We start from the raw sequence: 26550 nt of genomic DNA on the forward strand, positions 1-26550 counted from the left end.
CTACGCTTAGGCCAGGGTCGACTCGAGGACGCCCTTCATCCACTTGGGATGCTCGAGCACCTTGCCGCAGCCGAGGGCGACGCACGACAGCGGGTCGTCGGCCACGGTCACCGGCAGGCCGGTATGGTCGCGGATCTCGGCGTCCAGGCCGCGCAGCAGCGCGCCGCCGCCGGTCAGCATGATGCCCTTGTCGGCGATGTCCGAGGCCAGTTCCGGCGGGGTGGCTTCCAGGGCCACCTTCACGGCTTCGACGATCTGCCCGACCGGTTCGGCCAGGGCGTCGGCGGCCTGCTTTTCGCTGATGCGGACTTCGCGCGGCACGCCCTGCATCAGGTCGCGGCCCTTGACGTCGATCGACAGGCCTTCGCCGTCGGCCGGCGCGCGGGCGGTGCCGATTTCCTTCTTGATGCGCTCGGCGGTCGTTTCGCCGATCAGCAGGTTATGGTGGCGACGCATGTAGCTGATGATCGCCTCGTCCATCTTGTCGCCGCCGACGCGGACCGAGCGCGAATAGACGATGCCCGACAGCGACAGCACGGCCACCTCGGTGGTGCCGCCGCCGATGTCGACGACCATCGAGCCGGTCGGCTCGTGGATCGGCAGGCCGGCGCCGATGGCGGCGGCCATCGGCTCGTCGATCAGGCCGACGCGGCGGGCGCCGGCGTTCAGGCAGCTGTCGTTGATGGCGCGGCGTTCGACGGCGGTGGCGCCCGACGGCACGCACACGATCACCTTCGGGTTCACGAAGCCCTTGCGGTTGTGAACCTTGCGGATGAAGTACTTGATCATCTCTTCGGCGACTTCGAAGTCGGCGATGACCCCGTCACGCATCGGGCGGATGGCTTCCATGTGGCCCGGCGTGCGGCCCAGCATCTGCTTGGCCTCTATACCGACGGCGTGCACGATCTTGCGGCCGCCGACGTTGCGCAGCGCAACCACCGACGGCTCGTTCAGCACGATGCCCTTGCCCTTCTGGTAGATCAGGGTGTTGGCCGTGCCCAGGTCGATGGCGATGTCGTTCGAGATGACGCCGAAGAGGGAAGAGAACATCGAAAACCCTGACTGAGGGGTAGAAGGGGCGAGACGTCAAAAACCACGGAAACCGTGGGCGAGGAGCCTTTTCCGCCGCGAGGACGGAGCAGACGAGAAAAAGGCTCCTACTGCAAATCGAGGAGAGGACAACATGATTCCCCGCGTACGCGGATCATCGCCTTGCCCTGCCCTGCGCCTTCCTGCGGCGACGGGAGCGCAGCCGCCGGGCCGCGCCGTCGTCCAACCACCGGAAGAGTGTGGGAGACGCCGCCCGTTTGCACCGCGAAAGCGTTGATTTCAAGGTCTATTCGCCAAGCCTTCTCACCTGTTTCAAACTCGTGAGCGAAGCGGCAGGGGGAACGCATAAACGTGGCGAAAACTAGCCGAGCGCGGCCATGACGACTCCGAGGGCGGTAACCACCCCGGCGGCGATCTGAAACAGGGTCAACCGTTCGGCGAACAGCCGGCGTCCAGCCAATGCGGCCAAGGGAATTTCGACCACGCCGACCGCCCTCACCGGCCCCACCGGGCTCAGCGCCATGGCCGTGAACCACAGGCCCGAAGCGGCCGCGCCGCAGAAACCGGCGCCCAGCGACTTGCGCCAGGCCGCCAGCACAGCGACCACGGCGTCGGGATTGCGGACCAGCAGGATCGCCGTCAGGGCGACCGACTGGATGGCCTGGACCACCATCACCGTCACGAAGGCCGAATAGGCCAGGTGCGCGGGATCGAAGGTCAGCGAGGCCTGGCGGAAGCAGTTGGCGCTGAGCGAGAACATCGCCCCCGCGCCCAGACCGGCCAGGGCCGCGCCACGCTTCATCGTCACCGGACCACGCGGCCAGGACAGGGCGGCGAGACCCGCCGTGGCCACCAGGCCGCCGGCCCATTGCAGGCCGCTGATGTGGTCGCCGAACAGCAGCGCGCCCCAGACCAGGGCGAACGGCAGGCCGCTCTGCTGCATGGCCGTGCCCAGGGCGAAGGACGAGCGCTGCATGGCGACCAGCAGCGCCGCCGTGGCCGCCATCTGCAGGCCGGCGCCGGCGAAGGCGCCCAGCCAGAAGCGCGTCGTCAGATGCGCCTGAGGGTCCTTGGTGACCAGGAACGCGATCGCGGCGAAGATGATCGCGAACGGCAGGCCGAACAGGAACCTCACAAGGGTCGCGCCCCAGGGGCCGGCCCCGCCCATCACCGATCGCTGCGCCGCGTTGCGGGCGACCTGGAGGGCCGCCGCGCCGATGGTGATGGGGATCCAGATCATGCCGCTCTCTTCGCCGCCACCAGAACGCCCGAGGCCCAGTCCATGCCGACGATGGCCAGGCGCGGATCGCTGGCCAGGCGCAGCACCAGGTCGTCGACCCGCGCCTGGTGGCCCTCGGGCCAGTTCGGCTGGGGCGACATGTCGTCGACCACGTAGATGCCGCCGACCTGCAGCAGGCGCAGGGCGTCGTCCAGGCTCTCGTACTTGCCGGGAACGGCGTCGGCGAAGATCAGGTCGAAGCCGCCGTCGTTCTGGCCCGCCAGATAGGCCGCGCCGTCCTCGGTTACGAAGTCGACGCGCGGGTCCTCGCCCAGCACGTCGCGCGCCACGGCCTGGACCTCGGGATCATTGTCGACGGTGGCCAGGCGGGCGTCCTCGTCCATGCCGTCCAGCAGCCAGGCGGTCGCCAGGCCCGTGCCCGTGCCCATTTCCAGCAGCGCCTTGCGGCCCACGGCGAGCATGCGAAGCATTTCGCCGATGCGCGCCTCGGACGACATGTCGAAACCGGCCTCGATGGTGCGCATGGCGATTTCGTGCCAACGCGGCGGCGAGGCGACGCTGCCTTCCAGGGTCGAGCTCATGGGTTCGGCTCCTTTATGCCGCCCTTACGCCGGCGGCGGGTTTACGAATAGCGCCCTGACGCGGCGCGGCGGCAGAACAGTGGGGTTGGCGCACTTAAGCTGCGTTCCCTAACAAGGTGTTCACCATGTCTGCCCACCCGCTTCGTCAAGCCGCACAGTTCCTGCTGGGCGTCCCGACCGAGGGGATCGATCCGACGCTCGACCGGATGCTCGAGCTCGCCCAGTCCACCCCGCTGTGCTTCGTCGCCGTGACCGGACCCGACGCCGCCGAGGCCATGGGCCAGCTGTGGCGTCGCGGCTACCAGCGCGTCGAGATCGCCCGCCGGGCCACCTGCTCGGCCGCCGACGAGCGCAACGACGTGCTGCTGGTCGTGGGCTGCCCCACGGCCGACGACATGCGCGCGACCGCGGCCTCCACCCTGGGCCTGCTGCGCCCGGGCGGGGTGATGGTGATCGACGTGAGCGCCGTGGTGGACGCGGAGGAACGCCTGTCGCTGTGCGAGGGCCTGGCCCAGTTGGGCCTGGACGTGCAGCCGCAGGCGCACCTCGCCGCCGAGATCCTGGCGACGCGACGCTGGGGCTGGCGCAAGGCGGCTTAAGACCGCCCTGCCCCGTCAGCTAGGAAACAGGTGAGGCTTTAGCGCCTCAGAACCCGCTGGCGATGGCCGCCGGCGCGCTCTTCTCCTTGCGGGCGAAGAGGTTGTTGAGGGCGTTGACGTACGCCTTGGCCGAGGCCGTGAGGGTGTCGGTGTCGGCGGCCGCGCCGGTGGCGATGCGGCCGTCTTCTTCCAGACGCACCGAGACCTGGGCCTGGGCGTCGGTGCCTTCGGTGACCGCATGCACCTGGAACAGGCGCAGGGCGGCGCTGTGCGGCACGATCTTCTGGATGGCGTTGAACACGGCGTCCACCGGACCATCGCCCGAGGCTTCGGCGCTCTTGGGCTGGCCGTCGACGTCCAGGGTCAGCTCGGCCGACTGGCCTTCGGTGCCGGCCACCACGCGCAGGTGCGAGACGCGGATCTTCTCCGAGCCGCGCGCCAGGGCGTCGTCGACCAGGGCGATGATGTCGTCGTCGTAGACGTGCTTCTTGCGGTCGGCCAGGTCCTTGAAGCGGCCGAAGGCCTCCTTCAGGGCGTTCTGGCCCAGCTCGTAGCCCAGGTCCTTCAGCTTGGCGCGGAAGGCGTGGCTGCCCGAGTGCTTGCCCATGACCAGGCTCGACGGGGCCTGGCCCACCGATTCCGGCGTCATGATCTCGTAGGTCTCGCGGTTCTTGAGCATGCCGTCCTGGTGGATGCCGCTCTCGTGCGCGAAGGCGTTCTTGCCGACGATGGCCTTGTTGTACTGAACCGGGAAACCGGTGATGGCCGATACGTAGCGGCTGGCGCGGGTGATGTGGGTGGTGTCGATGCGGGTGTCGTAGGGCAGCTTGTCGCCGCGCACCTTCAGGGCCATCACCACTTCTTCCAGCGCCGCGTTGCCGGCCCGCTCGCCCAGGCCGTTGATGGCGCACTCGATCTGACGAGCGCCGCCCTGCACGCCGGCCAGGCTGTTGGCCACGGCCAGGCCCAGGTCGTTGTGGCAGTGGGTCGAGAAGATCACCTTGTCGGCGCCCTCGACGTTGTTGACCATCCAGTTGAACAGGTCGGCGTATTCCGACGGGTAGGTGTAGCCCACCGTGTCGGGCAGATTGATCGTCGTGGCGCCGGCCTTGATGGCGGTCTCGATGGCGCGGCGCAGGAACTGGCGGTCGCTGCGGGTGGCGTCCTCGGCCGACCACTCGACGTCGTCGCGCAGGTTGCGGGCGTGGGTCACCGAGCGGGCGATCACGTCGATGACGGCGTCCGGCTCCATCTGCAGCTTGTGCTTCATGTGCAGGTCGGAGGTGGCGATCACCACGTGGATGCGACCGCGCTGGGTCGGGCGCAGGGCCTCGGCGCAGCGGTCGATGTCGACCTGGTGGGCGCGGCACAGGCCGGCGATGGTCGAGTTCTTGACGATCTTGGCGATCTCGTTGACCGACTGGAAGTCGCCGTTCGAGGCGATCGGGAAGCCGGCCTCGATGATGTCGACCCCCATCTCCTCGAGGATCTTGGCCAGTTCCAGCTTTTCTTCCAGCGACATCGAGGCGCCGGGCGACTGCTCGCCGTCGCGCATGGTGGTGTCGAAGATGACGACGTTGTCGCGGCCGGACTCTTTCTTGGAATCGACGGCGGCGGTGATCGGGGCGGTCATGGAGTTGTCTTTCGCGAGGTCCGGAGGGCTGAAGGGCGGTTCATCCCCTGAGCGACCGGCCGCGACGATTCGTACGCGCGGCTAGACGGACGCCCAGGGGCGGCTAAGCCCCAGCGCAAGGAGAAGGAGATTGTCGCGTTCGCGGCACATGACGGATTGTTTAGCGAACCACGCCAAATCCAGCAAGCCGTTTGCTCGCAAGACGGGCATTTCGCCGCGACAGGGGCAAGAAATGCCCCTGTCGGAATTAAGCGTCGGTTTGTTCTTCCTTGGCTTTCAGCCAATTGCGGGCGACCCAACCCGCTCCGATCCAGATCGCGGCCGCGATGACCAGCATCACGATGTGCTGGATCCCGCCGCCCCGCATGGCCTGGACGATGGTGTTCCCGGCGAAGGCGGTCAGGGCGATCTTGGGGATGATCCCGATCGCGGTGCCGGCCGTGAAGTCGCGCACCTTCATCGGCGTGACTCCGGCGGCCATGTTGACGACGATGAACGGGGCGGACGGCACCAGGCGAACGATCAGGCTGGCCAGGAAGCCGTTCTTGCCGATCAGCTTCATGAACTTGTGCACGCCGTCGCTGGGCAGGCTGGCCAGCATCTTGCCGCCGAACGCCCGGCCGACCCAGAAACCGACCAGCGACGAGACCAGGGTGCCGATCCAGCTGTAGGCCAGGCCCGTCCACGGACCGAAGGCGACCACCGCCGCGGCGATCAGCACGAACTGCGGCACGCCCACGAAGGCCAGGGCCGCGAAGGCCCCGACGGCCGCCGGCAGCGCCCAGGGGCCGTGCGCGGCGGTCAGCCACTGCTCGACCGTGGTCTCGCCGTTGAGGCCCAGAAGCTGGGCGCCGAACAGGAAGACGATCCCCACCCCGCCGAACAGCACGAAGGAGACGGCCACCGCGCGCCAGGCGCGGGCGTCCATGTTGGTGAAGAAGTCTATGAGACGGCGGATGATCACGGGTCCTGCCTCGCGCATGGTCGGCGCCGGGTCAAGCGCCCCGATGGCGTCAAAAGCGTGGCCGCTGTGCATCGACGGGAAAAGTTCGCCCCGGCGGCGGGCGCCGAGAGGCCGGATTCCCGCGTGGCGACTTTGACGTTGCGATAACGTCGTATACCAACGCTAGTTATCCACAGGCCTGCAGGGGGACGCGGGCGCAGTGAGGAAACGAACGTGAAGACCTTGGCCGTCATCTCGCGCAAGGGGGGCGCGGGCAAGACCACCCTTTCCGTCAACCTGGCGCTCGCCGCTCATCTGGCCGGCCGCCGGACGATCCTGGCCGACATCGATCCGCAGCGCTCGGCCTCCGACGTGCTGCGCGGCCGCGCCGCCGACGGTCCCGTGCTGTTGGAAAGCAGCGCCGGCAAGCTGCACCAGGCCCGCTTCCACGCCGAGCACGAGGCCTTCGACCTGATGGTGGTCGACACGCCCGCCGCGCCCGACGCCGACGTCGTCACCGCCGTCAATGTCGCCGACCTGTGCCTGCTGGTCTGCCGCCCGACCTTCCTCGACATCGCCGCCGTGGCCCGCTCGGCCGAGGCCGTGCGCCGCCTGGGCAAGAGCGGTCTGATCGTGCTGAACCAGGCCCCGGCCAAGCGCGGCGGCGTCGAGCCGTCCAGCGTGGTCAAGGCGGCCGAGGCCCTGCGCTTCTGCGGCCTGCCGCTGGCCGTCGTGGGCCTGCGCTCGCGCACGGCCTTCCAGCAGTCGATCGCCCACGGCCGCTCGGTGCTGGAATGGGAGCCGGCCGGCGCCGCGGCCCAGGAGATCGGCCGCCTGTGGAGCCAGGTCGCCGCCCAGCTTCACCTGACCGAAGCGGACCTCGCCGCCGTTCGCGCCGGCTGAGGCTTGCCCCGGCCCGACGGCGACGGGCATGGTCGCGCCTCCCTTTTCCTAGGAGTCGCGCATGAACCTTCTCGGCGTCTCGGGCAGCCTGCGGGCCGCCTCGCTCAACACCGCCCTGCTTCGCGCGGCCCAGAACCTGGCGCCGGAGGGCGTGACGATCACGCCGTTTTCGCTGCACGACCTGCCGTTCTTCGACCAGGATCTCGAGGACGAGGGCGACCCGCCCGCCGTCGTCGCTTGGAAAGAGGCGATCCGCGCCGCCGACGGCCTGGTCATCGCCTGCCCCGAATACAATGGCGGGATCACCGGCGTGCTGAAGAACGCCGTCGACTGGGCTTCGCGCGGCAAGTCCGCGCCGCTGGCCGGCAAGCTGTGCTGCCCGTTCGGGGCCTCGCCCGGGATCACCGGAACCGTCCGCGCCCAGGACGCCCTGCGCCTTAGCCTCCGCCGCGCCGGCGCCCGCACCGAGCCGCAGGGCGACGTGCTGGTCGGCCAGGCCCATCTGAAGATTGTCGACGGCGTGCTGACGGACGAACGCACGATCGAGGGCCTGCGGAGGCACTTGGCGGGGTTCGTGGAGGCGGTGCGGGGCTGAGCCCAAGATCCTCCCCCTCTGGGGGAGGTGGCCCAGAGGGCCGGAGGGGGTAGCGCCGGCCTATGCCGAGCAGACCCCCTCAGTCGCTTCGCGACAGCTCCCCCAGAGGGGGAGCATCTAAGCGCCCGCCCCCTACTTCAGCTGCGACGGATCGTAGTTCGGGCCGAAGTCCAGCACGAACAGCGGACCCAGCACGATCGTCTGCTTGGTCGAGCCCAGGTGCAGGGCGACGCCCGCCCCGCCCTTGTCGGCGTCCATCGTGGCGCGACCGCTGACGCTGTAGATCTTCCACTCGGCGCTATCGACCTTCACCGAGCCGCCCTCGACGATGCCGCCCCACGGCTCGCTGGACTGCTGGACGCGCACCGAGGCGACGGTGGCCGCGGCCGGGCCGCCTTCCACCGCTTCGGCCTTGGCCCAGAAGGCCACGGTGATGACGTCGCCCTTGGTGATCTTGCCGTTGACCGCCTGGCCGCCCGAGACCCGCCAGGCCGCCGCCGGGTCGGGCGTGGCGACCACGACCCGCACCCCGCCGCCGCCGGCCACGGCCTTGTCCTTGACGTAGCCGTTGGTCTGGCCCGGGCCGTAGACGTTCCAGGCCGTCGAGGGCTTGTTGAGGGCGTATTTCATGATCCCCTCGTCGCGCGCCGAGGCGACCGGCGCGACAAGCGAGAGAGAGAGGGCCGCGACGGCGGCTCCGAGGATGGTCTTCTTCATCAGGTGTTCCCCCTTCCGAAAGGCGTGACTTGTGACCGCTCGCCTGTGCGAGTCGGCGGGCCGTTTCCTTCCCAGGGGGATGCCGGATGCTCCGACCACGTCCCCCGACGCGTGGCTCCGCCGTACGCGCGGCGGACCCTTGTTATCGAATGGTAGCGGTAGCGCGACCGCCACAGCCTGGCAAGAAGCGCAGCTTTAGTCCGGTCTCGCGTTGCGCCGCGAAGGGGTCGGGCGTAAAGACCGCCGCAATCCTGAAACCGGTCCTTTCCAGGGGAGTCCAAGACCATGTCGCTCGAGTCCGCCGCCCTGCGGCGCATCGCACCTTCGGCCACCATCGCCATCAGCGCCAAGGCGCGCGCGCTGAAAGCCGCCGGTCGCGACGTGATCGCCCTCTCCGCCGGCGAACCGGACTTCGACACCCCGGACAACATCAAGGACGCGGCCATCGCCGCCATCAAGGCCGGCCACACCAAGTACACCGACCCGGACGGCATGCCCGCGCTGAAGCAGGCGATCTGCGACAAGTTCAAGCGCGAGAACGGCCTGGAGTACAAGCCGAGCCAGGTGCATGTCGCCCCGGGCGGCAAGCCGGTGATCTACAACGCCCTGGTCGCCACCCTGAACCCGGGCGACGAAGTGATCATCCCCGCGCCATACTGGGTGTCGTATCCCGACATGACCCTGCTGGCCGGCGGCACGCCCGTCTCGGTCGAGACCACCGCCGAGAGCGGCTTCAAGATCACGCCGGAAGCGCTGGAAGCGGCGATCACGCCGAAGTCCAAGTGGCTGATCATCAACAGCCCGTCCAACCCCTCGGGCGGCGCCTACACCCGCGCCGAACTGCAGGCGATCGCCGACGTGCTGCTGCGCCATCCGCAGGTCTGGGTGCTGACCGACGACATGTACGAGCACCTGGTGTTCGACGACTTCGAATTCACCACCATCGCCCAGGTCGAGCCCAAGCTCTATGACCGCACCCTGACGATGAACGGCGTCTCGAAGGGCTATTCGATGACCGGCTGGCGCATCGGCTACGCCGCGGGTCCCGAAGCGCTGATCAAGGCCATGGGCAAGATGATCAGCCAGACGACGTCCAACCCCTGCTCGATCTCGCAGTGGGCGGCGCTGGAGGCCCTCAACGGCACGCAGGACTTCATCAAGCCGAACGCCAAGCTGTTCCAGGAGCGCCGCGACCTGGTGGTGTCGATGCTGAACCAGGCCCAGGGCCTGCACTGCCCGACCCCGGAAGGCGCCTTCTACGTCTATCCGTCCTGCGCCGGCGTGATCGGCAAGACGGCCCCGTCGGGCAAGGTCATCGAGACCGACGAGGACTTCGCCGGCGAACTGCTGGAAGCCGAGGGCGTAGCGGTCGTGCACGGCGCGGCCTTCGGCCTGTCGCCGTTCTTCCGCATCAGCTACGCCACCAGCAACGACGTGCTGGAAGACGCCTGCCAGCGCATCCAGCGCTTCTGCGCCAGCGTTAAGTAGGCGTTGGTTGGAACGCTAGATTGTGGATCTAGCGATATGATCGAAGGGGACCGGTCGATGGCCGGTCCCCTTTTTCGTTGGCCCCGCGAGATCAACCTAAATCCGTCTCTCCCCGCGAAGGCAGGGATCCAAGCTGGCTCTCAGGACGAGGCGCGGCTGCGGATCATCCACCGGCTCGGCTTGGATCCCCGCCTTCGCGGGGATGCTCGGAATAAAAGGTGCAAATCGGGTATGCCCGCGCCCTCAGTGCTTTTCGCGCCAGCGGGCCTTGGCGTCTTCCTGGGTGAGGCTCAGGTGCACCGCGTCGTCATCGACATAGTCGACCCACGACAGCGGGATCATGTGGTGCTTGAGGCCGCCGCCGAGGTCGAACTTGGCCAGTTCGATCTCAGTGCCGACCACATGATCGACCCGGCCGACGTGCTTGCCGTCCGATCCGACGACTTCCAGATGCTCGTGGATTTGAGATGCATCCATCATGGATGTGTCCTCCCGTCGGCCGCGCCGTCATAGCGCGGCCCTGACCGCATCAACGGCCGTGGGCGACCGTTGGTTTCCCGATTGCCGAGGCCTCGCGTTCGCCATACGTTCGCTGGCGAGACCCGCGAAAGAGACGGGTCCCAGGAGACGCCGCCATGCTCACCCTGTTTCACGCGCCGCGCTCGCGCTCGACCCGCTTCCTCTGGCTGCTGGAGGAACTGGGCGCGCCCTACAAGATCGAGAAGGTCGACATCTTCCGCAGCACCACGGGCACGGGCGCGCCCGACCCGCGCAACCCCCATCCGCACGGCCAGGTGCCGGCCCTTCTGGACGACGACGTGCTGATCACCGAAAGCGCGGCCATCGCCCTCTACCTGACCGACAAGTTCCCGACCGCGGGCCTGGGGCCCATGATCAGCGACCCGCATCGCGGCCCCTATCTCAGCTGGCTGGCCTATTACGCCGGCGTGCTGGAGCCGGCGGTGACCAATCTCTGGAAGAAGCGCCAGGACGACCAGGACAAGGCCCAGTACGCCGCCCTCGACGAGCGCCTGCGCACCACCCTGGAAACGCAGCCCTGGCTGCTGGGCGAGCATTTCTCGGCGGCCGACATCCTGTTCGTCAGCCTGCTGCAGTTCGCCCGCCAGATGCTGCCGCCCCACGCCGTCTATGACGCCTGGCTGGCCCGCGCCAACGCCCGCCCCGCCCTCGCCCGCGCTCTGACCAAGGACGACCTCTCCTGATGAAGAAAGCCGCCCTGCTCGCCGCCGCCCTTCTGGTTGGGGCGTCGCCCGCCTTCGCCGGCCGCATCGACGCCGCGCTCAGCGACGACGCCATCACCGTGACGGAAGACGGCAAGACCGCCCTCGTCTACCGCACCAAGCCGCTGGACCCGGCCAAGGAGCCGGGCCGCGCCAACTACGTCCACCCGCTCTACGCGCCGGACGGAACGGTGCTGACCGAGGACCGGCCCGCCGACCACCTGCATCAGCGGGGCGCGTTCTGGAGCTGGCATCAGGTGCTGGTGAACGGCAAGAGCGTCGGCGACGGCTGGTTCATGCAGGGCCTGAGCTTCCACGTGCACGATCGCGGCTTCGAGGGCGACGCGGCCGGACGCGGGATCGTGACGATCAAGGCCGACTGGCTGGTCAATTCGGGGCCGGAGGTGGTCTATGCCGCCGCCGAGACCACCAAGGTCACCGTCCATCCGCTGAAGGGCGGCGCGCGGCGGATCGACTTCGACACCACCATCACCGCTCGCACCGACACCCTGGCCCTGGGCGGCAGCGACGACGCCAAGGGCTATGGCGGCTTTTCCATCCGGCTGATCCGTCCCGACGCCCTGGTGTTCGGCTCGGGCGGCAAGCAGGTGAAGCCGCAGAACGAACCGGTCGAGGCCGGCAAGGCCATGGGCTTTGCCTGGTCATCGGCCGCGAGCGGCTCGGGCGTTGCGGCCTGGACCGTGGGGCTGAGCTGCAAGGCGAACGACAAGCCGGTGACCCGCTGGATCCTGCGCAACGAGCTCTCCATGCAGAACTGCGTCTTCCCCGGACGCGCGCCCTATGTGATCAAGAAGGGTGAAAGCCTGCGCCTGCAGGAGACCCTGATCATCCGCCCGGCCAGCAAGCGCGCTCCCAAGCCCGCCGCCGCGCCGGCGCCGAAGCCCTGAAGACAGACCCAAGACCGAAGACATGGCCGAGATCCTCAACCTCAACCAGGCCCGCAAGGCCAAGGCCAAGACCGACGCCAAGCAGGTCGCGGCCGAGAACCGCGCCCGCTTCGGCCGCACCAAGGCCGAAAAGACCCTCGACGCCGCCCGCGCCGAGAAGCTGTCGCGCACGCTGGACGGCGCGAAACGCGAGGAATGACGGAGCCGTTTTTCCGCACGCGGCGGGCGGAATCGTTTTCCGGCCAGGAACGAAAGTTCGCCGAACTGGCGCTCTACGTCGTCGGAATCGGCGCCTGCCATGTGCTACGCCGCAAGGCCCCGGCCACGCCTTCCCCCTCGACCGAATGACCAAGCCTTCCCCCTCTCCCTGGCCGTTCCAGGCCTTGGCCGTCCGGTTCGCGCCGATTCTGGTCGCCGTGATCGGCTGGAACACGATCTGGACCTGGGCGACGCCGCTCGATCCGGCCTGGACGCCGCCGCCGCGCGACGGGACCGTGCTGACGATCGGCGTGCTGAGGAGCCCTACCGACAAGCCCCAGGCCGACGGCTACGATTACGAAACCGTCGACGGTCGCCGCCTGCGCCTGCGCTGCGCGCCGGTCGGCGCGACGGCCGACGACTGCCTGAACGGCGGCGGGCGGGTGGGCGATCATGCGGGCCGCTACGCCACCGTGCGCTACTATGAACTGGCCGACGGCGCCGGCGGCGCGCCCCGGCGGGTCCTGCTCGGCGCCAAGTCCGGCGCGGACTGGCTGCTGCGGCCCGAGGACCAGAAGGCGCGGCTGGCGGCCCAGGCCAAGAGCGAAAAGAACCGCAAGGTGCATTGGCGGGCGGCGATCTCGGCGGCCCTGACCCTGGCGGCCGGCTTCATCGGGTTTCTGCTCTACCGCCGCTTCCGGCGCTGAGCCCTCACCGCGGAACGAGGTAGCGCGCGCCCTTGGGCAGGGCGTCGCAGCAGCCGATCACCGGCGCCGTCGGTACCGGCGGCGGCGTGGCCTGGCTCTTCCAGGCGGCGATCAGGCGTTCGATCGCCCACACCCAGCCGAACGTGGTTTCCTTATGGGTCTTGTGGAACTCTTCCATGATCGCGCCTCCTGACGCCTTTCAGCATCAGGAAGATCGGCTTGATCGCGGCCAGCGACAAACGCGGTTCGCTGCGCTATGGATAAGCCATCCTTATGGCAGACATCCTCGCATCCGTTCCGCTCGGCGCCGTCCGCGCCTTCGAAGCCGCCGCCCGGCTGAAGAGCTTCACGCGCGCCGCCGACGAGCTGGGCGTCACCCAGGCCGCCGTCAGCTGGCAGGTGAAGGCGCTGGAGCAGCGGCTGGGCCAGGCCCTGTTCGTGCGCAAGGTGCGCGAGGTCGATCTCACCCCGGCCGGCGAGCGGCTGTCACGGGCGGCGACCGAGTCGATGGGCCTGCTGCGCTCGGCCTTCGCCGACCTGATCGAGGCCGACGAGGGCGTGCTGGCCCTGACCACCATGCAGAGCCTGGCCAGCCATTGGCTGGCGGCGCGTCTGGGCGCCTTCCAGCTGGCCCATCCGCGCATCGCCGTGCGCCTCGACACCACCTCGGCCATGCGCGACCTGACGCGCGGCGAGGCCGATCTGGCCCTGCGCGCCGGAAACGGCGACTGGCCGGGCCTGACCGCCCACTTCCTGATGCCCTTCGTGCAGACGCCGCTGTGCTCGCCGGACTTCCTGGCCCGAATGGGCGGCTTCGAGCGCCCCGCCGACCTGCTGGACGCGCCCCGCATCGGCTCGCCCGGCGAATGGGCCGTGTGGTTCGCCGCCGCCGGCGTCACGCCGCGCGAGGGCGCGCAGGCGCCGCGCCTGGCCGCCGACGCCCAGTCGGTGGAGGTGGCCACGGCGATCGCCGGCCAGGGTCTGGCCTTGGGCTCGCCGATCTTCTTCGCGCCCGACATCGCCGCCGGACGCCTGGTGCAACCGTTCGACATCGCGCCCCGCTACGGCGGCGGCTATTGGCTGGCCTATCCCGAGGAGCGCCGGCGGGTGCGCAAGATCGCCGCCTTCCGCGACTGGCTGCTGGAAGCCGTCGCCGCCGACCCGGCCGTCGCCCGCTACAGGGACATCGCCTGACCTGATCAGGCGGCCCGGTGGAAGTGCTGGCGCAGGTTCGCCGGAATGGCGTCGTAGGTGGTCGGCGGAACGATGCGCAAGACTCGCCGGGCCTCGTTCAGCGGCATGGCGAACAGGGCCGGATAGTCGACCTCGGGCAGCCAGGCGGCCTTGCGCCCCGCTCGCCAGGCCTCGCGCACGGCGCGGCCGTAGGGCTGGCCGTCCTTCAGGCGACGGAACTCGCGGGTGCCGGCCAGGGCGATCAAGGCAAAGCCCAGGCTGCGGGTCTGGGCGTAGGAGAAGGCCACGACGCAAACCTCGCCCAGAGCGTCGGTCCCATAGCCGGTCAGCACATGCCAGACGTCGTGCACGTCGCGCAGGCGGCGGGCGTACCACAGCAGCGGGTGGGCCGCGTCCATGTCGGCGTCGGCGACCTTGCGGCTCTCGTCGGCCAGGCCCTCGGCGGTCAGGCCGCGCTGGGCGATGAAGTCGCGATAGGCCGCGCCCACCGTCCCCGGTTCGAACCGCGCCAGCCAGGCCACGTCCGACAGCCGGTCGGCGAATTCCTCGCGGCGATAGGCGATCGCCCCGCCCTGCGGCGTCTTCAGCAGGCGGGCGTAACCGCGGGGGATCGCGCGGCCGGAAAGCGCCCGCATGATCTCGAACACCTGGGCGGTGTCCTCCTTGTCGGCGATCAACCGGCGGACGGCGCGAAACGCCCGCAAAGGCTGCAAGCGGAAGCTCGCATCGCGGGCGCCGAGCGGCGGACGCGCCGAACCGGCGTCAAGGGCTTGCGCGGCTGCGTTCATCAGGCATGCTCCCGGCGTGACGTGAGTAAAGATGACACGACGTCATTTTTATTCAAGGGCCGAACAGGCGATCACAGGGGACCCACGTCGATGGGCAGTCTGAAAAAGCGATCGGTGAACCTCGCGGGCCACGCCACCTCTCTGGCGCTGGAGCCAGAGTTCTGGGCCGCGCTGGAGCGCATCGCCAAGCAGGACGCCGTCAGCATCGCGGCCCTGATCCAGCGCATCGACGTCGGCCGCGCCGATCGGCCGTTGGCCTCGGCGTGTCGGGTGTACGCGCTGGAACGGGCTGGGGACTAACCCCCTCCGGCCCTCCGGGCCACCTCCCCCAGAGGGGGAGGATTTCGAGATGCTCCCCCTTTGGGGGAGCTGTCGCGAAGCGACTGAGGGGGCCTCCCCTACCCCGGCCGAGGAACCGGCGCCGGCAGCGGCTCGGGATTGGGCGTCGGCATGGTCGGCGGCGCCAGGTTCGGTAGCCGCAGCTCGGCCAGGTCCGGCCGCACGGCCAGCAGACCCGAGTTCCAGATCGCGTAGATCAGCAGCGCGACGAACAGCAGGACGGCCAGCATGGCCGCTCCACTCCATGCGCCTTCGTGATGGGCGCCCTCGTGATGATTGTCATGATGGCGAGCCATGCCCGCCTCCTTCCGTTAGCCCGGCGCCTTGGGCGCTTCGGGGACCTTCGGCGCGTCCGGCAGCTTGGGCGCGGAGGCCGAGATGTCGACGTCCACCGTCTTCTTCTGCGTGAAGCCGCCGGAGAACATCATGAAGGCCAGCACCGCGACGATCACCACCAGGGCGCCGACGATGAAAGCCAGACCCGCGTTGCCGCCCGATTTGGTTTCTTCCGCCATTCTTCCTGCTCCTGCTTCGTCCCTGCGGATCAACGGGAGCGTCGCGGCCGGAGTTCCCTAAGCGGGCACCACGGGGCTTAAGCCGGAGGAAGTTTGTGCTACATATGTTCCCATGTCTTCCGGCTTCGACTCGACCGACCCTTTCGGCGACCTCCCCGCTCCGCGCATCTCCGACCTGGCCCGTCCGCAGGCTCCCGGCGGCGGCGGACCCGCGCCCGACTACCTGAACGGCCTCAACACCGAGCAGCACGAAGCGGTCGTCACCACTGAAGGCCCGGTCTTGGTGCTGGCCGGGGCCGGCACCGGCAAGACCCGGGTGCTGACCACGCGCCTGGCTCACATCCTGACCACCGGCCGCGCCAAGCCGTGGGAGATCCTGGCGGTCACCTTCACCAACAAGGCCGCGCGCGAGATGCGCGAGCGGATCACCCACATCATCGGCCCGGAGGCCGAAGGCCTGCGGTGGCTGGGCACCTTCCACTCGGTGGCCGCCCAGATCCTGCGCCGCCACGCCGAGCTCGTCGGCCTGAAGTCGAACTACACGATCATCGACACCGACGATAACGAGCGGCTGCTCAAGCAGCTGATCGAGGCCGAGAACATCGACGCCAAGCGCTGGACGCCGCGCATCCTGTCGGGCCTGATCGACGCCTGGAAGAACCGCGGCTGGACGCCCGACCGCGTGCCGCCCAGCGAGGCCGGCGAGTTCGCCAACGGCAAGGGCATCAGCCTCTATCGCCAGTACCAGGAGCGCCTGCGCATCCTGAACGCCTGCGACTTCGGCGACCTGCTGCTGCACAACATCACCATCTTCACCGGCAATCCGGATGTGCTGGCCGACTTCCAGCGCCGCTTCCAGTACGTGATGGTCGACGAGTACCAGGACACCAACGTCGCCCAGTACCTGTGGCTGCGCCTGCTGGCCCAGGGCCGCCAGAACGTCTGCTGCGTGGGCGACGACGACCAGTCGATCTATGGCTGGCGCGGGGCCGAGGTCGACAACATCCTGCGCTTCGAGCGCGACTTCCCCGGCGCCAAGGTGGTGCGGCTGGAGCGCAACTACCGCTCGACCGAGCACATCCTGGCCGCCGCCTCGACCCTGATCACCGCCAACAAGGGCCGCCTTGGCAAGACCCTGTGGACCGAGGCGACCGGCGGCGAGAAGGTCAAGGTTTCGGGCGTCTGGGACGGCGAGGCCGAAAGCCGGATGGTCGCCGACGAGATCGAGAAGGCCAAGAAAGCCGGCCGCCGCTACAACCAGATGGCCATTCTCGTGCGCGCCTCGTTCCAGATGCGGGCCTTCGAAGAACGCTTTGTGATGCTGCAGATCCCTTACAAGGTGGTCGGCGGCCCGCGGTTCTTCGAGCGAGCGGAAATCCGCGACGCCCACGCCTATCTGCGGCTGATCCAGTCGCCGGATGACGATCTGGCCTTCGAGCGCATCGTCAACACGCCCAAGCGCGGCATCGGCGACACCTCGGTGCAGAAGCTGCTGCAGATCGCGCGCGGCGAAGGCATCTCCACCGTCGAGGCGGCCCGGGTGATCATCGGCAGCGACGACCTGCCGGCCCGCACCCGCACGGCGCTCAGCAACTTCATCCGCGACCTCGACCGCTGGCGGGCGCAGATCGGGAACATGCACCACCAGCGGGTGCTGGAGATGGTGCTGGAGGAAAGCGGCTACACCGACGCCCTGCGCCTCGACAAAGGCCCGCAGAGCCAGACCCGGCTGGAGAACCTGAAGGAACTGGTCCAGTCGATGGGCCAGTTCGACAGCCTGGAGGCCTATCTGGAGCACGTGTCGCTGGTCATGGACCTCGACCGCGAGGCCACCGGCGACGCAGTCTGGATCATGACCCTGCACTCGGCCAAGGGCCTGGAGTTCCCGCTGGTGTTCCTGCCGGGCTGGGAGGAAGGCGTGTTCCCCAGCCAGCGCAGCATGGACGACAAGGGCGAGAAGGGCCTCGAGGAAGAGCGGCGGCTGGCCTATGTGGGCATCACCCGCGCCCGCGAGGAGGCCCGCATCAGCTTCGTGGCCAACCGGCAGGTCTATGGCCGCTGGACCTCGCAATTGCCCAGCCGCTTCGTCGACGAACTGCCGCTGGAGCACGTCGATGCGGGCTCGGAGACCGGCTATTACGGCGGCGGTCCGGGCATGCAGCAGACGGCCTCGTCGCGCTGGGACGATCCGGGCACGAGCGCCTTCCAGAGCGGCAGCTACGACAGCCCCGGCTGGAAGCGCGCCCAGGATCGGGTGCAGGCGCGCGGCTTCGCCGAAAAGGGCGGCGGCCACGCGGCCTGGCGCGGCGGCGGCTCGGCGGCGCGGTCCAAGCCGATCGAGGGCGAAGGCCGCCTCGTCGCCGTCTCGGCCCCGACCAACAGCGCCTACAGCCGCGGCGACCGCGTGTTCCACGTCAAGTTCGGCTACGGCAAGGTCGCCTCGATCGAGGGCAACAAGCTGACCGTCAATTTCGACAAAGCCGGCGAGAAGAAGGTCATCGACAGCTTCGTCGAGAAGGCCTGATGACGGCGGGGGCCAAGCGCGGGATCAATCCCGACAGCCCCCTCGCCCGGCTGATCGCCGGACCGATGCGCCCCGGCCGCCTGGCCTGGATCGGCCTGAGGCCCGCCCGCCGCGCGCCGCTGGTCGCCGTCGATCGAGCGGAGGCCACGATCGAATCCGGCCTGGTCGGCGACCGCTATGCCGGCCGGCCCGGCGGTCCGCGCCAGGTGACCCTGATCCAGGCCGAGGACCTAGCCGCGATCGCCGGCTTCCTCGGCCGCGCCGAACCCACCTCACCCTTCGACCTGCGCCGCAACCTTGTGGTCGAGGGGATCAACCTGCTGGGCCTGTCCGACAAACGTTTTCGGGTCGGGCCCGTGCTGCTGGAAGCCACCGGCGGTTGCCACCCGTGCAGCCGCATGAACGAGATCCTCGGCGAAGGCGGCTACAACGCCGTGCGCGGCCGCGGCGGCCTCACCGCCCGTGTCATCGAGGGCGGCGAGATCGCGGTGGGCGACGCGGTGAGGGTCGCCCCCTAGGCCGTCACCGGTTCCGGCGCCGTCTTGGCCTTGGCCGCCGGCTTCCTGCGGCGCTTGGGCAGGCCCGAGGGATTGCCCCAGAAGGTGACCACCGCCAGCGTGCCCAGCAGGGTCAGGGCCAGGCCCGAGACCGTCATCACCAGCCGGTAGGCCAGGCCGCCCACCTTGGCCGCGTGCAGCGGGAAGTCGGCGTTGGTGATCCGCGAGCCCAGCGGCATGGTCTGGGCGTCGCGCGCGGCGACCATCTTGCCCGTGGCGGGATCGAACCAGGCCATGCTGCGGCCATTGGGCAGCCACTCGGCCTGCTGTCGCAGGCGGATGGCGACCAGGCCGCCGGTCTTGGCCGGCAGGCCGATGGTCCGCACCTCGGCGCCCGGGAAGCGGGCCTGGGCCTGGCCGATCACCGCAGCCCAGTCGAGATCCTTGGCCAGCTTGCCGCCCTTGATCTTCGGCGCGGCGGCGGCCTTCTCCATCACCGCCGGCGAGGTGAACGGCGCGCGCAGGGCCTGGGAGAACCACTTGAGATTCATGGTCGCGCCCGTGGCCAGCGACAGGATCAGCAGCGGCGCCACCAGCACCCCGAGGTCGCGATGGTGGTGGACGATGGCCGCCCGCTTGGCCATCCGCGGCCAGAGCCGCAGGTGGAACATCCGCCGCGTCGGCCACCACAGGATCAGCCCGGTGACCACGAAGCCCAGCCCCGCCAGCCCGGCGATCCCGCCGACGATCTCGCCCGTGTCGCCGGCGAAGAGATGGTGGTGCAGGTCGAACAGCCAGACCTCCGGCCGCGCCCAGTTGCTGGTCCAGGCCTGGACGATCGCGCCGTCCTGGTCGGCATAGGCGCCCTTCTCGGTCTCGCCGGGATAGGACAGCTTGTGCAGGCCCTTGCGCTCGCTCGCCAGGACGATGGAGCGCGGACGGTCCTGCGCGGCGAAGATCCGCGTCGCGGCCGCCGCCAGGGTCGCCGTGTCCTGTCGCTGGGCGTCGGCGGCGTGGGGCACGGTGGCGCGCAGGAACGCGTCCTCGTGCACCAGCAGCGCGCCGGTGAAGCCGAGCACGGCCAGCAGCAGGCCGATCAGGCCGCCGGCCCAGCGATGCAGGAGCCGCAGCGTCTTCATCAGAAGCGCGCTTCCCAGCCCAGCGTCGCGGTGCGGCCGCGGCCGGCGTAGAACTTGTCCTTGGCCGGCAGCACGGTGTCGGAGTTGTAGGTGATGTACTGCTCGTTCAGCAGGTTCTGGACCCCCAGCGACAGCGCCCCCACCGGCAGTTCGTAGCGGGCGAAGGCGTCCACCAGGGTGTAGCCCGAGAAGTCGTCCTTCACGAGGGCGTGGCTCATGTCGCGCTGCAGATAGGTCTGGACCTGCAGACGGAGGGCCAGCTTGCCGGCGCGGTAGTCGGCCGCCAGGTTCACCCGGTCGGGGGAGATGTTGGCGCCGTCGAGATCGGTGTCGAGCTTGCCGTCGCCGTTGGCGTCGGTCTCGCCGCGCAGGCGGGCGTAGCCAGCCGAGACGCCCAGGCCCGGGACCGGGGTCCTGGCCTTGACGTTCAGCTCCAGGCCCTCGATGGCCACCTTCTGGCGCTGCACGTCGAAGATGCCGCCGGTGTTCTTGACCAGCAGCTGGCCCAGCTTCGACGACGACCAGAAATAGGCGACGCTGGCGTCGAACGGCCCGCGCTTCCACTCGCCGCCGATCTCGCGGTTGTTCGACACGATCGGCTCGATGTTGAGGTAGCTGTCCACGTCCACGCCGGCGACGTTGATGCTGCGCAGGATCCGGCCGACGTCCGGCACGGTGTAGCCCTCGGCGTAGCTGGCGTAGAGGCGCAGGCCCGAGGCTGGCTCCAGCACGACGCCGCCGTTGGCCAGGGTCGACTTGAACTCCGGATCGCCGCCCGCGACCTTGCGCGAGCCGTAGGAGGCCAGGGTCGTGAAGTCGTCGACCTTCAGCTGGACGTTCTCGAAGCGCAGGCCGCCGGCCAGGCGCAGCTTGCCGTCCAGCAGGGCGTAGTTGCCCTGGACGAAGGGCGCGACGCTCTGGAACTTGGTCGGCGGCACCCAGGCGCGGCCGGTGGCGATCAGCAGTTGCTCGGTGCGGTCGTTCATGGCGTCGAGGCCGACGGTGGCGGTCAGGCCCTGGATGCCCGGAACTTCGCGCTCGTAGTTCAGGCGCGCGCCCAGCTTGCGCGAGCGGTTCGACGACTGGTCGAACAGCGTGCCAGACGGGGCGATGCTGACGTCCTGGAAGGTGGCGTTGCGGTCGCCGCCGAAGGTGTCGCGCGAGCGGTTGAAGAACACCTGGGCGGTGAAGTCGCCGCCGAGCACTTCGCCGCTGGTCAGCGAGGCCGACAGGGTCTCGACGCGGTTGGCGGCCGGCTTGCCCGGAACCGGACCGCGCACCGAAGTGGTGGGCAGGCGCGTGGCGCGATTGCCGTCGGTGACGGCCGCGGCCGTGCCGGTGACGGTCACGTAATCGCCGTCGCCCTTCAGCTCGAAGCGGTTGGCGACCACGTCCAGGCGGGTGCTGTCGCCCAGCTGCCAGCCAAAGCGGCCGAACACCGACAGGCTCTTGGAATCCTGGACGTCGCCCTGGGTGTTGTCCATGCCGATGCGGCGGCCGTCGGCGTCGTAGAAGGCGCCGCGGGTCTCGTAGGCCACGCCGCCGGTGGCGTCGAACGCGCCGCCACGCCAAGCGAGAAGGCCCGCGACCTTGCCGCCGACGCTGTCGCCCAGGTCATGGCCGATCGTGCTCTGCACCAGGGTGCGGCCCGAGACGCCGTCGTTCTTGGGCGGGCCGACCGTCACCTGGTTGACCACGCCGCCGGTGGCGCCGATGCCCTGCAGGGCGTTGGAGCCGTAGATCAGCTCGACCCGGTCCACGAAGAACGGATCGATGGTGTAGCCGTCGCGCGAGCCGTCGCGGATTGGGGTCGACTGCGGGATGCCGTTGATGGCGTAGAGCGGCGAGCGGCCGCGCAGGCTCTCGCCCGAGCCCGACAGCTTCTGGCGGGTGGGCGAGAACGACGGCGACAGGGTCGACAGGGCGTCGACGATCGAGCCGCTGATGGCCACCTGCTGGTTCAGGGCTTCGGCGCCCACCACGTCGACGGTCAGCGGCAGGGCCGTGACCGGCAGCTTGGTGCGGGCGGCGGTGACGACCACCTGTTCGACGTCGTCAGCTTTAGGCGCCTGGGCGTGGGCGCCGGCGGCGATCGACAGCGCCGCCAGGCTGAGCGTCGAGAACAGGGCGCGCCGAGCGGCGGCGCGCGAGAAGCAAAGTCGCATGACCATCCCCAGAAAGAGAGGGCCGGCTATTGGCGCAACTGCGACTGAGTTTCAATCCTGAAATGATCTCCGACAGACGATCAGCCGCCCTACCGACACGTCCCTGCCCTCCCTGACGAGCTTGAACCACTTTTCTACCGAGCCTCCCCGCGAAGGCGGGGATCCAAGCCGAGCCGGCGGATCGCCCGCGGACGCGCCTCATCCTGAAAATCAGCTTGGATCCCCGCCTGCGCGGGGAAACACGGATTTGGGGAGCGAGCGGATGAATGTCGCTTCCGGCCTAGCCTTGATCAGCCGCACTGCGCCATCGCCGCCATGTCCATGAACAGCACCTCCCAGACGTGGCCGTCGGGGTCCTGGAAGCTGGCGCCGTACATCGGGCCCATGTCCATGACCGGCTTCCATTCGCGGCCGCCGTTGGCCAGGGCGTTGGCCAAGAGGCTGTCGACCTCGGCCCGACTGTCGGCCGACAGGCAGGTCAGGACCTCGGTGGCCTTGAAGGCGTCGGCGATGTCGCCGTTGATGAACTGGCGGAACTTGTCGTGGGTCAGCAGCATGACGTGGATCACGTCGGACACCACCACGCAGGCGGCGGTCTCGTCGGAGAACTGCGGATTGATCGAAAAGCCCAGGGCCTCGAAGAAGGCCTTGGAGCGGTCGAGGTCGGCGACCGGCAGGTTGACGAAGATCATGCGCATGATGCGGCTCCCTAAGCTGTGTCGGCCAGAGGACGTTTGAGCCTCGACGCTCCCGACATCCTGCCGGATCTTTTTTGTCAGCCCTTCACGCGGGCCGGGTTGCCCACCGCCGTCGCGCCGGTCGGCACGTCGCGAGTGACCACCGCCCCGGCCCCGATCACCGCGCCGTCGCCGATCGTCACGCCCGGAACGATGATCGCCCCGCCGCCGATCCAGACGTCCTTGCCGATGGTCACCGGGCGGCCGAACTCCAGCCCCGAACGGCGGGTCTCGGCGTCGCGCGGATGGTCGGCGGCGAAGATCTTCACGTGCGGGCCGATCATCGTGCGGTCGCCGATCGTGACCGTCGTCACGTCGAGGATCACGCAGCCGAAGTTCATGAACACCCCGTCGCCCAGCACGATGTTGTAGCCGTAGTCGCAGTGGAACGGCGCCCGGATGTTGGCGCCCAGGCCCACGCTTCCGAACCGCTCCTTCAGCAACGCCATGCGCTGGGCGAGGGTCTGGCCGGGAGCGTTGTAGCGCTCCATCCAGTCCAGCGCCTGCTCCTGGTCGGCGACGATCTCGGCGTCCAGCGGGTCGTAGAGGTCGCCGGCCAGCATGCGCGCTTTGTGGGTGCGATCGTCGGTCAAGGCGGAGCTCCGGCAGATAAGGACAGACCCCCGGATGGACCGGCGGCGGCCTGCAAACAATGAAAACCATGCGACGAAGAGGGATATCGCTGCTCGCCCGAGCGACAGGTTCACGAGACCTCGCGCGATCGCTCGTCCGAAAGTTGCCTGCGCCGCAAGCTCGGCTATTGTCCCGCTCCGAGTAGCGGGGGCGTGAAATGCGAGTCTGGGGTATTGCGGCGACGGCGCTTGTGGCCGCGGCCGGCGTGGCGCATGCGGGATCGAACGTGGTCAAGTACGGGCCCGCCCCGGCCTGGGTCGCCGCGCCGCCCGCCCCGACCGACACGGCCCCGCCCGAAGGCGCCGCCGCCCAGTTCGTCTACAACGACGTGCAGACCCGCCTCGGCGCCGACCACGACGAGTTCTACACCAGCTACCGCATCAAGATCCTCAAGCCCGAGGCCCTGGCCCTGGGCAACGTGATGGCGGTGTGGAACCCGTCGTCCGACGAGATCCGCGTGCACATGCTGAAGATCCTGCGCGACGGCCGCGAGATCGACGTGCTGGCCAAGACCAAGTTCGGCGTCATCCAACGCGAGAACAATCTCGAGGCCGCCATGCTGGCCGGCGACCTAACCGCCAATCTGCAGGCGCCGGGCCTGCAGGTCGGCGACGAACTGCAGTTCGCCGCCACAATCAGCCGACGCGACCCGACCCTGGGCGACCGCTCGCAGGGCGGCATGATGCTGCCCTCGGTCGGCGCGGCCGGCGCCTATCGCACGCGGCTTGTCTGGCCGGTCGACCGGCCGCTGCAATGGTCGGCCTCGCCGGACCTGGGCAAGCTGGAGCCCGTGCGCCAGGGCGCCGACAACGTGCTGACCCTGGAGATGCGCGATCCCAAGAGCGCCATCGCCGCCGACGGCGCGCCGCTGCGCTACAACATCCGCCGCCTGGTGCAGTTCAGCAGCTTCGGCGGCTGGAGCGAGGTGTCGAACCTGCTCTGGCCGATCTACGACAAGGCCGCCCAGTTGGCGCCGGCCTCGCCGATCAAGGCCGAGGCGGCCAGGATCGCCGCCGCCCACAAGGACCCGACGGCCCGCGCCGCGGCGGCCCTGGCCCTGGTCCAGGAACAGATCCGCTACGTCTATATCGGCCTGGACGACGGCAACTATCGTCCGGCCTCGGCCGAGGACACCTGGTCGCGGCGGTTCGGCGACTGCAAGGCCAAGACCGTGCTGCTGCTGGCCCTGCTGCGCGAACTGGGGATCGAGGCCGAGCCGGTCCTGATCCAGAGCCAGAACGACGACGGCCTCGACAAGCGCCTGCCGATGGTCAGCGCCTTCGACCACATCCTGGTGCGCGCCGTCATCGGCGGCCGCGCCTACTGGCTGGACGGCACGCGCATGGGCGACCTGGACCTCAAGTCCATCCCCGAGCCCGACTTCCACTGGTTCCTGCCCGTCCGCGCCGGCGCGACCAGCCTGACCGCCTTCAAGCCCGAGGCGCCGCTGCTGGCGCAGGAAGGCTTCCTGCTGGAGATCGACGCCTCGGCCGGCTTCGACGCCCCTGCCAAGGTGACCGCCGAGAACATCGTCCGCGGCGACCAGGCCTTCGCCTTCAAGACCGCGCTGGCCCAGCTCTCAAAGGACGACGCCGACCGCGCCCTCAAGGGCTATTGGAGCAAGGCCAACGACTGGGTCGAGCCCGAGACCGTCGGCTGGACCTACGACGCGGTCCGCAAGCAGATGCTGCTGACCATGACCGGCGAAGGCGAACTCGACTGGGAAGGCGACGCGACCGACGGCCGCGCGTTCGACATCTCCAGCGCGGGCTTCAGCCCGCCCTCGCCCTACAAGCGGCCCAAGGAGCAGGACCAGACCGCCCCCTGGCAGACCGAATTCCCGATCTACCGGCGCTGGACCACCCTCATTCGACTGCCGCCGGAAACCGACGGCTGGAAGTGGAGCTTCATGGCCAGTCCGGTCGACGACCGGCTGGGCGGAACCGCCTACTGGCGCCAGGCCGACCTGGAGCGCGGCGTCATGCGCACCACCATGACCCGCCGCGTCTACGAGCCCGAGGTCTCGGCCGAAGAGGCCAAGCTGCTCAACAAGAAGCTTCCGAAGTTCGACAACAAGGTCTCGCGCGTCTTCCAGTACCGCGCGACGGACGAAGGCCCGGCCAAGCCGGCCGAGGAAACGGCGCAGGACCCGGCCGAACTGGTGGGGATCGGCGCCTACTACCAGACCACGGGCAAGCCGGAGAAGGCGCTCGCCGTGGCCGACAAGGCTTTGGCCAAGAGCCCCGGCTTCCGTCCGGCCGTCCGCCTCAAGGCCCTGGCGATCGCTACGACCTCGCCCGCCAAGGGCCTGGCCTTCGTCGACAAGGCGCTGAAGACCGACGACGACCCGGTGCTGGCGATACAGCGCGGCAGGATCCTGGCCGGTCTTGGCCAGACCGACGCCGGCCTGGCGGCGATGGAGGCGACGTTCGCGTCGCGCGACGACGAGCTGGAGGTCGCCGAGGCCTTCGCCGATACGGCCCAGGCCATGGGCCGCAGCGACCTGGCGCTGAAGGGCGCCGAGCGGGCCGTGAAACTGGCGCCCGACAACATCGTCGCCCTGCGCCGCCGGGCCGCGCTCAACATCCAGCTGGGTCACATGGAGGCCGCGCTCGCCGACTTCGAGACCGCCGTGCACCTGCAGCCGGAGGACCCGATCAACCTGCGCAATCGGGCCTACGCCCTGCGTCGCCTGGGCCGGACCGACGAGGCCCTCGCCGATCTCGACGAAGCGTTGCGGATGAACCCGGTCGACATCGACAACCTGGACGCCAAGGCCCTGGCCCTGCGCGCCGCCGGCCGCGGCGCCGAAGCGGCCGCGCTGTACGACGCCTTGATCGCGCGCCGACGCGACGGCTGGGCCCTGAACAGCCGCTGCTGGGAGCGCGCCCTGGCCAATGTCGAGCTGAAGGGCGCCGAGAGCGACTGCGCCGAAGCGGTCAAGCTGGAGCCCAAGGATGCCGCCTACTGGGACAGCTACGCCCTGGTGGCGCTGCGCGACGGCCGCTTCGACGTCGCCCTGCAACGCTACGACCAGGCGCTGAAGCTGGCGCCGCGGCAGGCCGCCAGCCTCTACGGCCGCGGCCTGGTGAAGCTGCGCCGGGGCGACGAGGCCGGCGGCCGCGACGACATCGCCGCCGCCAAGGTGCTCAACGCCAAGGCCGGCGACGAACTGGACGAGGCGGGCCTCGCGCCCGCCGCCAAGGGCGACTGACG

29 protein-coding genes are annotated in these 26550 nt (G+C 69.3%); 14 read left to right on the forward strand and 15 right to left on the reverse strand.

Annotated features, from left to right (window positions below):
- Positions 1–6: 6 nt before the first annotated feature.
- The 3 genes from AC2YHT_RS04395 to AC2YHT_RS04405 all read right to left on the reverse strand — a co-directional run bounded on the left by AC2YHT_RS04395 (position 7) and on the right by AC2YHT_RS04405 (position 2871).
- Positions 7–1050 (reverse strand): rod shape-determining protein, encoded by a 1044-nt coding sequence (locus AC2YHT_RS04395; RefSeq protein ID WP_056761599.1) that lies wholly within the window; start codon positions 1048–1050, stop codon positions 7–9.
- Between the two features lie 361 nt (positions 1051–1411).
- Positions 1412–2290 (reverse strand): EamA/RhaT family transporter, encoded by an 879-nt coding sequence (locus AC2YHT_RS04400; RefSeq protein WP_487288367.1) that lies wholly within the window; start codon positions 2288–2290, stop codon positions 1412–1414.
- A complete protein-coding gene (locus AC2YHT_RS04405; RefSeq protein WP_110119946.1) occupies positions 2287–2871 on the reverse strand; it encodes an O-methyltransferase in 585 nt (194 codons plus the stop codon). The genes AC2YHT_RS04400 and AC2YHT_RS04405 overlap by 4 nt, the downstream gene beginning before the upstream one ends.
- A 125-nt stretch (positions 2872–2996) precedes the next feature.
- On the opposite strand from AC2YHT_RS04405, the gene AC2YHT_RS04410 reads away from it, so the two are divergent.
- Positions 2997–3470: a hypothetical protein gene (locus AC2YHT_RS04410; protein WP_110119945.1), complete on the forward strand. Its 474-nt coding sequence runs from the start codon at positions 2997–2999 to the stop codon at positions 3468–3470.
- Between the two features lie 46 nt (positions 3471–3516).
- Here the strand turns inward: AC2YHT_RS04410 and AC2YHT_RS04415 are convergent, their stop codons facing one another.
- Entirely contained in the window at positions 3517–5103 is a 1587-nt protein-coding gene (locus AC2YHT_RS04415; RefSeq protein WP_487288368.1) for a 2-isopropylmalate synthase, read from the reverse strand.
- Positions 5104–5350: 247 nt separating this feature from the next.
- Positions 5351–6064: a TVP38/TMEM64 family protein gene (locus AC2YHT_RS04420; protein ID WP_487288431.1), complete on the reverse strand. Its 714-nt coding sequence runs from the start codon at positions 6062–6064 to the stop codon at positions 5351–5353.
- A 216-nt stretch (positions 6065–6280) separates the two neighbouring features.
- Between AC2YHT_RS04420 and AC2YHT_RS04425 the strand changes: the two genes are divergently transcribed.
- Positions 6281–6949, forward strand: coding sequence for a nucleotide-binding protein (locus tag AC2YHT_RS04425; RefSeq protein ID WP_487288369.1), 669 nt, complete (start codon positions 6281–6283; stop codon positions 6947–6949).
- Positions 6950–7010: 61 nt separating this feature from the next.
- Complete coding sequence (locus tag AC2YHT_RS04430) at positions 7011–7544, forward strand: NADPH-dependent FMN reductase (RefSeq protein WP_487288370.1); 534 nt, start codon at positions 7011–7013, stop codon at positions 7542–7544.
- A gap of 132 nt (positions 7545–7676) precedes the next feature.
- Here the strand turns inward: AC2YHT_RS04430 and AC2YHT_RS04435 are convergent, their stop codons facing one another.
- Positions 7677–8261: a hypothetical protein gene (locus AC2YHT_RS04435; protein ID WP_487288371.1), complete on the reverse strand. Its 585-nt coding sequence runs from the start codon at positions 8259–8261 to the stop codon at positions 7677–7679.
- 285 nt (positions 8262–8546) lie between these two features.
- Here AC2YHT_RS04435 and AC2YHT_RS04440 point away from each other — a divergent pair, with 285 nt between their 5' ends.
- On the forward strand, positions 8547–9749 hold the full coding sequence (locus AC2YHT_RS04440; RefSeq protein ID WP_487288373.1) for a pyridoxal phosphate-dependent aminotransferase: 1203 nt from the start codon (positions 8547–8549) through the stop codon (positions 9747–9749).
- Positions 9750–9992: 243 nt separating this feature from the next.
- On the opposite strand, the gene AC2YHT_RS04445 is transcribed toward AC2YHT_RS04440, so the two are convergent.
- On the reverse strand, positions 9993–10229 hold the full coding sequence (locus AC2YHT_RS04445; RefSeq protein ID WP_110119940.1) for a DUF2171 domain-containing protein: 237 nt from the start codon (positions 10227–10229) through the stop codon (positions 9993–9995).
- Between the two features lie 155 nt (positions 10230–10384).
- On the opposite strand from AC2YHT_RS04445, the gene AC2YHT_RS04450 reads away from it, so the two are divergent.
- Genes AC2YHT_RS04450 through AC2YHT_RS04470 form a run of 5 tightly spaced genes read left to right on the forward strand, consistent with a single transcriptional unit; the run spans position 10385 to position 12803 of the window.
- On the forward strand, positions 10385–10972 hold the full coding sequence (locus AC2YHT_RS04450) for a glutathione S-transferase family protein (RefSeq protein ID WP_487288374.1): 588 nt from the start codon (positions 10385–10387) through the stop codon (positions 10970–10972).
- Positions 10972–11898 carry a DUF6807 family protein gene (locus AC2YHT_RS04455; protein ID WP_487288375.1) on the forward strand — a complete coding sequence of 309 codons (927 nt, stop codon included), beginning with the start codon at positions 10972–10974 and terminating at the stop codon, positions 11896–11898. The genes AC2YHT_RS04450 and AC2YHT_RS04455 overlap by 1 nt, the downstream gene beginning before the upstream one ends.
- A gap of 22 nt (positions 11899–11920) precedes the next feature.
- Complete coding sequence (locus AC2YHT_RS04460) at positions 11921–12097, forward strand: DUF4169 family protein (RefSeq protein ID WP_110119937.1); 177 nt, start codon at positions 11921–11923, stop codon at positions 12095–12097.
- Positions 12094–12246, forward strand: coding sequence for a hypothetical protein (locus AC2YHT_RS04465; RefSeq protein ID WP_487288376.1), 153 nt, complete (start codon positions 12094–12096; stop codon positions 12244–12246). The genes AC2YHT_RS04460 and AC2YHT_RS04465 overlap by 4 nt, the downstream gene beginning before the upstream one ends.
- On the forward strand, positions 12243–12803 hold the full coding sequence (locus AC2YHT_RS04470) for a hypothetical protein (protein ID WP_487288377.1): 561 nt from the start codon (positions 12243–12245) through the stop codon (positions 12801–12803). The genes AC2YHT_RS04465 and AC2YHT_RS04470 overlap by 4 nt, the downstream gene beginning before the upstream one ends.
- A gap of 4 nt (positions 12804–12807) precedes the next feature.
- Here AC2YHT_RS04470 and AC2YHT_RS04475 read toward each other — a convergent pair whose 3' ends face one another.
- Positions 12808–12981, reverse strand: coding sequence for a hypothetical protein (locus AC2YHT_RS04475; protein WP_487288378.1), 174 nt, complete (start codon positions 12979–12981; stop codon positions 12808–12810).
- A 95-nt stretch (positions 12982–13076) separates the two neighbouring features.
- Here AC2YHT_RS04475 and AC2YHT_RS04480 point away from each other — a divergent pair, with 95 nt between their 5' ends.
- Positions 13077–13997, forward strand: coding sequence for a LysR substrate-binding domain-containing protein (locus tag AC2YHT_RS04480; RefSeq protein ID WP_487288379.1), 921 nt, complete (start codon positions 13077–13079; stop codon positions 13995–13997).
- 5 nt (positions 13998–14002) lie between these two features.
- On the opposite strand, the gene AC2YHT_RS04485 is transcribed toward AC2YHT_RS04480, so the two are convergent.
- On the reverse strand, positions 14003–14785 hold the full coding sequence (locus tag AC2YHT_RS04485; RefSeq protein WP_487288380.1) for a Coq4 family protein: 783 nt from the start codon (positions 14783–14785) through the stop codon (positions 14003–14005).
- Between the two features lie 90 nt (positions 14786–14875).
- On the opposite strand from AC2YHT_RS04485, the gene AC2YHT_RS04490 reads away from it, so the two are divergent.
- Positions 14876–15085, forward strand: a complete 210-nt coding sequence (locus tag AC2YHT_RS04490; RefSeq protein WP_487288381.1) for a ribbon-helix-helix domain-containing protein — start codon at positions 14876–14878, stop codon at positions 15083–15085.
- A 98-nt stretch (positions 15086–15183) separates the two neighbouring features.
- Here the strand turns inward: AC2YHT_RS04490 and AC2YHT_RS04495 are convergent, their stop codons facing one another.
- Entirely contained in the window at positions 15184–15420 is a 237-nt protein-coding gene (locus AC2YHT_RS04495) for a hypothetical protein (protein ID WP_487288382.1), read from the reverse strand.
- Between the two features lie 15 nt (positions 15421–15435).
- The gene (locus AC2YHT_RS04500) at positions 15436–15639 is read right to left on the reverse strand and encodes a flagellar basal body-associated FliL family protein (protein WP_110121633.1); all 204 of its coding nucleotides are present in this window, start codon (positions 15637–15639) and stop codon (positions 15436–15438) included.
- 112 nt (positions 15640–15751) lie between these two features.
- Between AC2YHT_RS04500 and AC2YHT_RS04505 the strand changes: the two genes are divergently transcribed.
- Both AC2YHT_RS04505 and AC2YHT_RS04510 read left to right on the forward strand, forming a co-directional pair.
- Positions 15752–18163, forward strand: a complete 2412-nt coding sequence (locus AC2YHT_RS04505; RefSeq protein WP_487288383.1) for a UvrD-helicase domain-containing protein — start codon at positions 15752–15754, stop codon at positions 18161–18163.
- Positions 18163–18681: an MOSC domain-containing protein gene (locus AC2YHT_RS04510; protein ID WP_487288384.1), complete on the forward strand. Its 519-nt coding sequence runs from the start codon at positions 18163–18165 to the stop codon at positions 18679–18681. The genes AC2YHT_RS04505 and AC2YHT_RS04510 overlap by 1 nt, the downstream gene beginning before the upstream one ends.
- Here the strand turns inward: AC2YHT_RS04510 and AC2YHT_RS04515 are convergent.
- The 4 genes from AC2YHT_RS04515 to AC2YHT_RS04530 form a co-directional block, all read right to left on the reverse strand.
- A complete protein-coding gene (locus tag AC2YHT_RS04515; protein WP_487288385.1) occupies positions 18678–19799 on the reverse strand; it encodes a PepSY-associated TM helix domain-containing protein in 1122 nt (373 codons plus the stop codon). The genes AC2YHT_RS04510 and AC2YHT_RS04515 overlap by 4 nt on opposite strands.
- Positions 19799–21964, reverse strand: a complete 2166-nt coding sequence (locus AC2YHT_RS04520; RefSeq protein WP_487288386.1) for a TonB-dependent receptor — start codon at positions 21962–21964, stop codon at positions 19799–19801. The genes AC2YHT_RS04515 and AC2YHT_RS04520 overlap by 1 nt, the downstream gene beginning before the upstream one ends.
- A gap of 290 nt (positions 21965–22254) precedes the next feature.
- Positions 22255–22662: a VOC family protein gene (locus AC2YHT_RS04525; RefSeq protein ID WP_487288387.1), complete on the reverse strand. Its 408-nt coding sequence runs from the start codon at positions 22660–22662 to the stop codon at positions 22255–22257.
- 77 nt (positions 22663–22739) lie between these two features.
- Positions 22740–23294 (reverse strand): sugar O-acetyltransferase, encoded by a 555-nt coding sequence (locus AC2YHT_RS04530; RefSeq protein WP_487288388.1) that lies wholly within the window; start codon positions 23292–23294, stop codon positions 22740–22742.
- 197 nt (positions 23295–23491) lie between these two features.
- Here AC2YHT_RS04530 and AC2YHT_RS04535 point away from each other — a divergent pair, with 197 nt between their 5' ends.
- On the forward strand, positions 23492–26548 hold the full coding sequence (locus AC2YHT_RS04535; protein WP_487288389.1) for a DUF3857 domain-containing protein: 3057 nt from the start codon (positions 23492–23494) through the stop codon (positions 26546–26548).
- Positions 26549–26550: the final 2 nt, after the last annotated feature.

It is taken from the genome of Caulobacter sp. SRI_008 (assembly GCF_057586355.1).

Excerpts from the sequence above, each read along its gene's own strand:
- AC2YHT_RS04535 (WP_487288389.1), top strand. The coding sequence starts at position 23,492 with ATGCGAGTCTGGGGTATTGCGGCGACGGCGCTTGTGGCCGCGGCCGGC.
- AC2YHT_RS04440 (WP_487288373.1), top strand. The coding sequence starts at position 8,547 with ATGTCGCTCGAGTCCGCCGCCCTGCGGCGCATCGCACCTTCGGCCACC.
- AC2YHT_RS04500 (WP_110121633.1), bottom strand. The coding sequence starts at position 15,639 with ATGGCGGAAGAAACCAAATCGGGCGGCAACGCGGGTCTGGCTTTCATC.
- AC2YHT_RS04475 (WP_487288378.1), bottom strand. The coding sequence starts at position 12,981 with ATGGAAGAGTTCCACAAGACCCATAAGGAAACCACGTTCGGCTGGGTG.
- AC2YHT_RS04510 (WP_487288384.1), top strand. The coding sequence starts at position 18,163 with ATGACGGCGGGGGCCAAGCGCGGGATCAATCCCGACAGCCCCCTCGCC.
- AC2YHT_RS04505 (WP_487288383.1), top strand. The coding sequence starts at position 15,752 with ATGTCTTCCGGCTTCGACTCGACCGACCCTTTCGGCGACCTCCCCGCT.
- AC2YHT_RS04455 (WP_487288375.1), top strand. The coding sequence starts at position 10,972 with ATGAAGAAAGCCGCCCTGCTCGCCGCCGCCCTTCTGGTTGGGGCGTCG.
- AC2YHT_RS04400 (WP_487288367.1), bottom strand. The coding sequence starts at position 2,290 with ATGATCTGGATCCCCATCACCATCGGCGCGGCGGCCCTCCAGGTCGCC.
- AC2YHT_RS04495 (WP_487288382.1), bottom strand. The coding sequence starts at position 15,420 with ATGGCTCGCCATCATGACAATCATCACGAGGGCGCCCATCACGAAGGC.
- AC2YHT_RS04525 (WP_487288387.1), bottom strand. The coding sequence starts at position 22,662 with ATGCGCATGATCTTCGTCAACCTGCCGGTCGCCGACCTCGACCGCTCC.
- AC2YHT_RS04490 (WP_487288381.1), top strand. The coding sequence starts at position 14,876 with ATGGGCAGTCTGAAAAAGCGATCGGTGAACCTCGCGGGCCACGCCACC.
- AC2YHT_RS04480 (WP_487288379.1), top strand. The coding sequence starts at position 13,077 with ATGGCAGACATCCTCGCATCCGTTCCGCTCGGCGCCGTCCGCGCCTTC.
- AC2YHT_RS04405 (WP_110119946.1), bottom strand. The coding sequence starts at position 2,871 with ATGAGCTCGACCCTGGAAGGCAGCGTCGCCTCGCCGCCGCGTTGGCAC.
- AC2YHT_RS04485 (WP_487288380.1), bottom strand. The coding sequence starts at position 14,785 with ATGAACGCAGCCGCGCAAGCCCTTGACGCCGGTTCGGCGCGTCCGCCG.
- AC2YHT_RS04395 (WP_056761599.1), bottom strand. The coding sequence starts at position 1,050 with ATGTTCTCTTCCCTCTTCGGCGTCATCTCGAACGACATCGCCATCGAC.
- AC2YHT_RS04445 (WP_110119940.1), bottom strand. The coding sequence starts at position 10,229 with ATGATGGATGCATCTCAAATCCACGAGCATCTGGAAGTCGTCGGATCG.
- AC2YHT_RS04460 (WP_110119937.1), top strand. The coding sequence starts at position 11,921 with ATGGCCGAGATCCTCAACCTCAACCAGGCCCGCAAGGCCAAGGCCAAG.
- AC2YHT_RS04430 (WP_487288370.1), top strand. The coding sequence starts at position 7,011 with ATGAACCTTCTCGGCGTCTCGGGCAGCCTGCGGGCCGCCTCGCTCAAC.
- AC2YHT_RS04410 (WP_110119945.1), top strand. The coding sequence starts at position 2,997 with ATGTCTGCCCACCCGCTTCGTCAAGCCGCACAGTTCCTGCTGGGCGTC.
- AC2YHT_RS04470 (WP_487288377.1), top strand. The coding sequence starts at position 12,243 with ATGACCAAGCCTTCCCCCTCTCCCTGGCCGTTCCAGGCCTTGGCCGTC.
- AC2YHT_RS04450 (WP_487288374.1), top strand. The coding sequence starts at position 10,385 with ATGCTCACCCTGTTTCACGCGCCGCGCTCGCGCTCGACCCGCTTCCTC.
- AC2YHT_RS04515 (WP_487288385.1), bottom strand. The coding sequence starts at position 19,799 with ATGAAGACGCTGCGGCTCCTGCATCGCTGGGCCGGCGGCCTGATCGGC.
- AC2YHT_RS04435 (WP_487288371.1), bottom strand. The coding sequence starts at position 8,261 with ATGAAGAAGACCATCCTCGGAGCCGCCGTCGCGGCCCTCTCTCTCTCG.
- AC2YHT_RS04520 (WP_487288386.1), bottom strand. The coding sequence starts at position 21,964 with ATGCGACTTTGCTTCTCGCGCGCCGCCGCTCGGCGCGCCCTGTTCTCG.
- AC2YHT_RS04465 (WP_487288376.1), top strand. The coding sequence starts at position 12,094 with ATGACGGAGCCGTTTTTCCGCACGCGGCGGGCGGAATCGTTTTCCGGC.
- AC2YHT_RS04415 (WP_487288368.1), bottom strand. The coding sequence starts at position 5,103 with ATGACCGCCCCGATCACCGCCGCCGTCGATTCCAAGAAAGAGTCCGGC.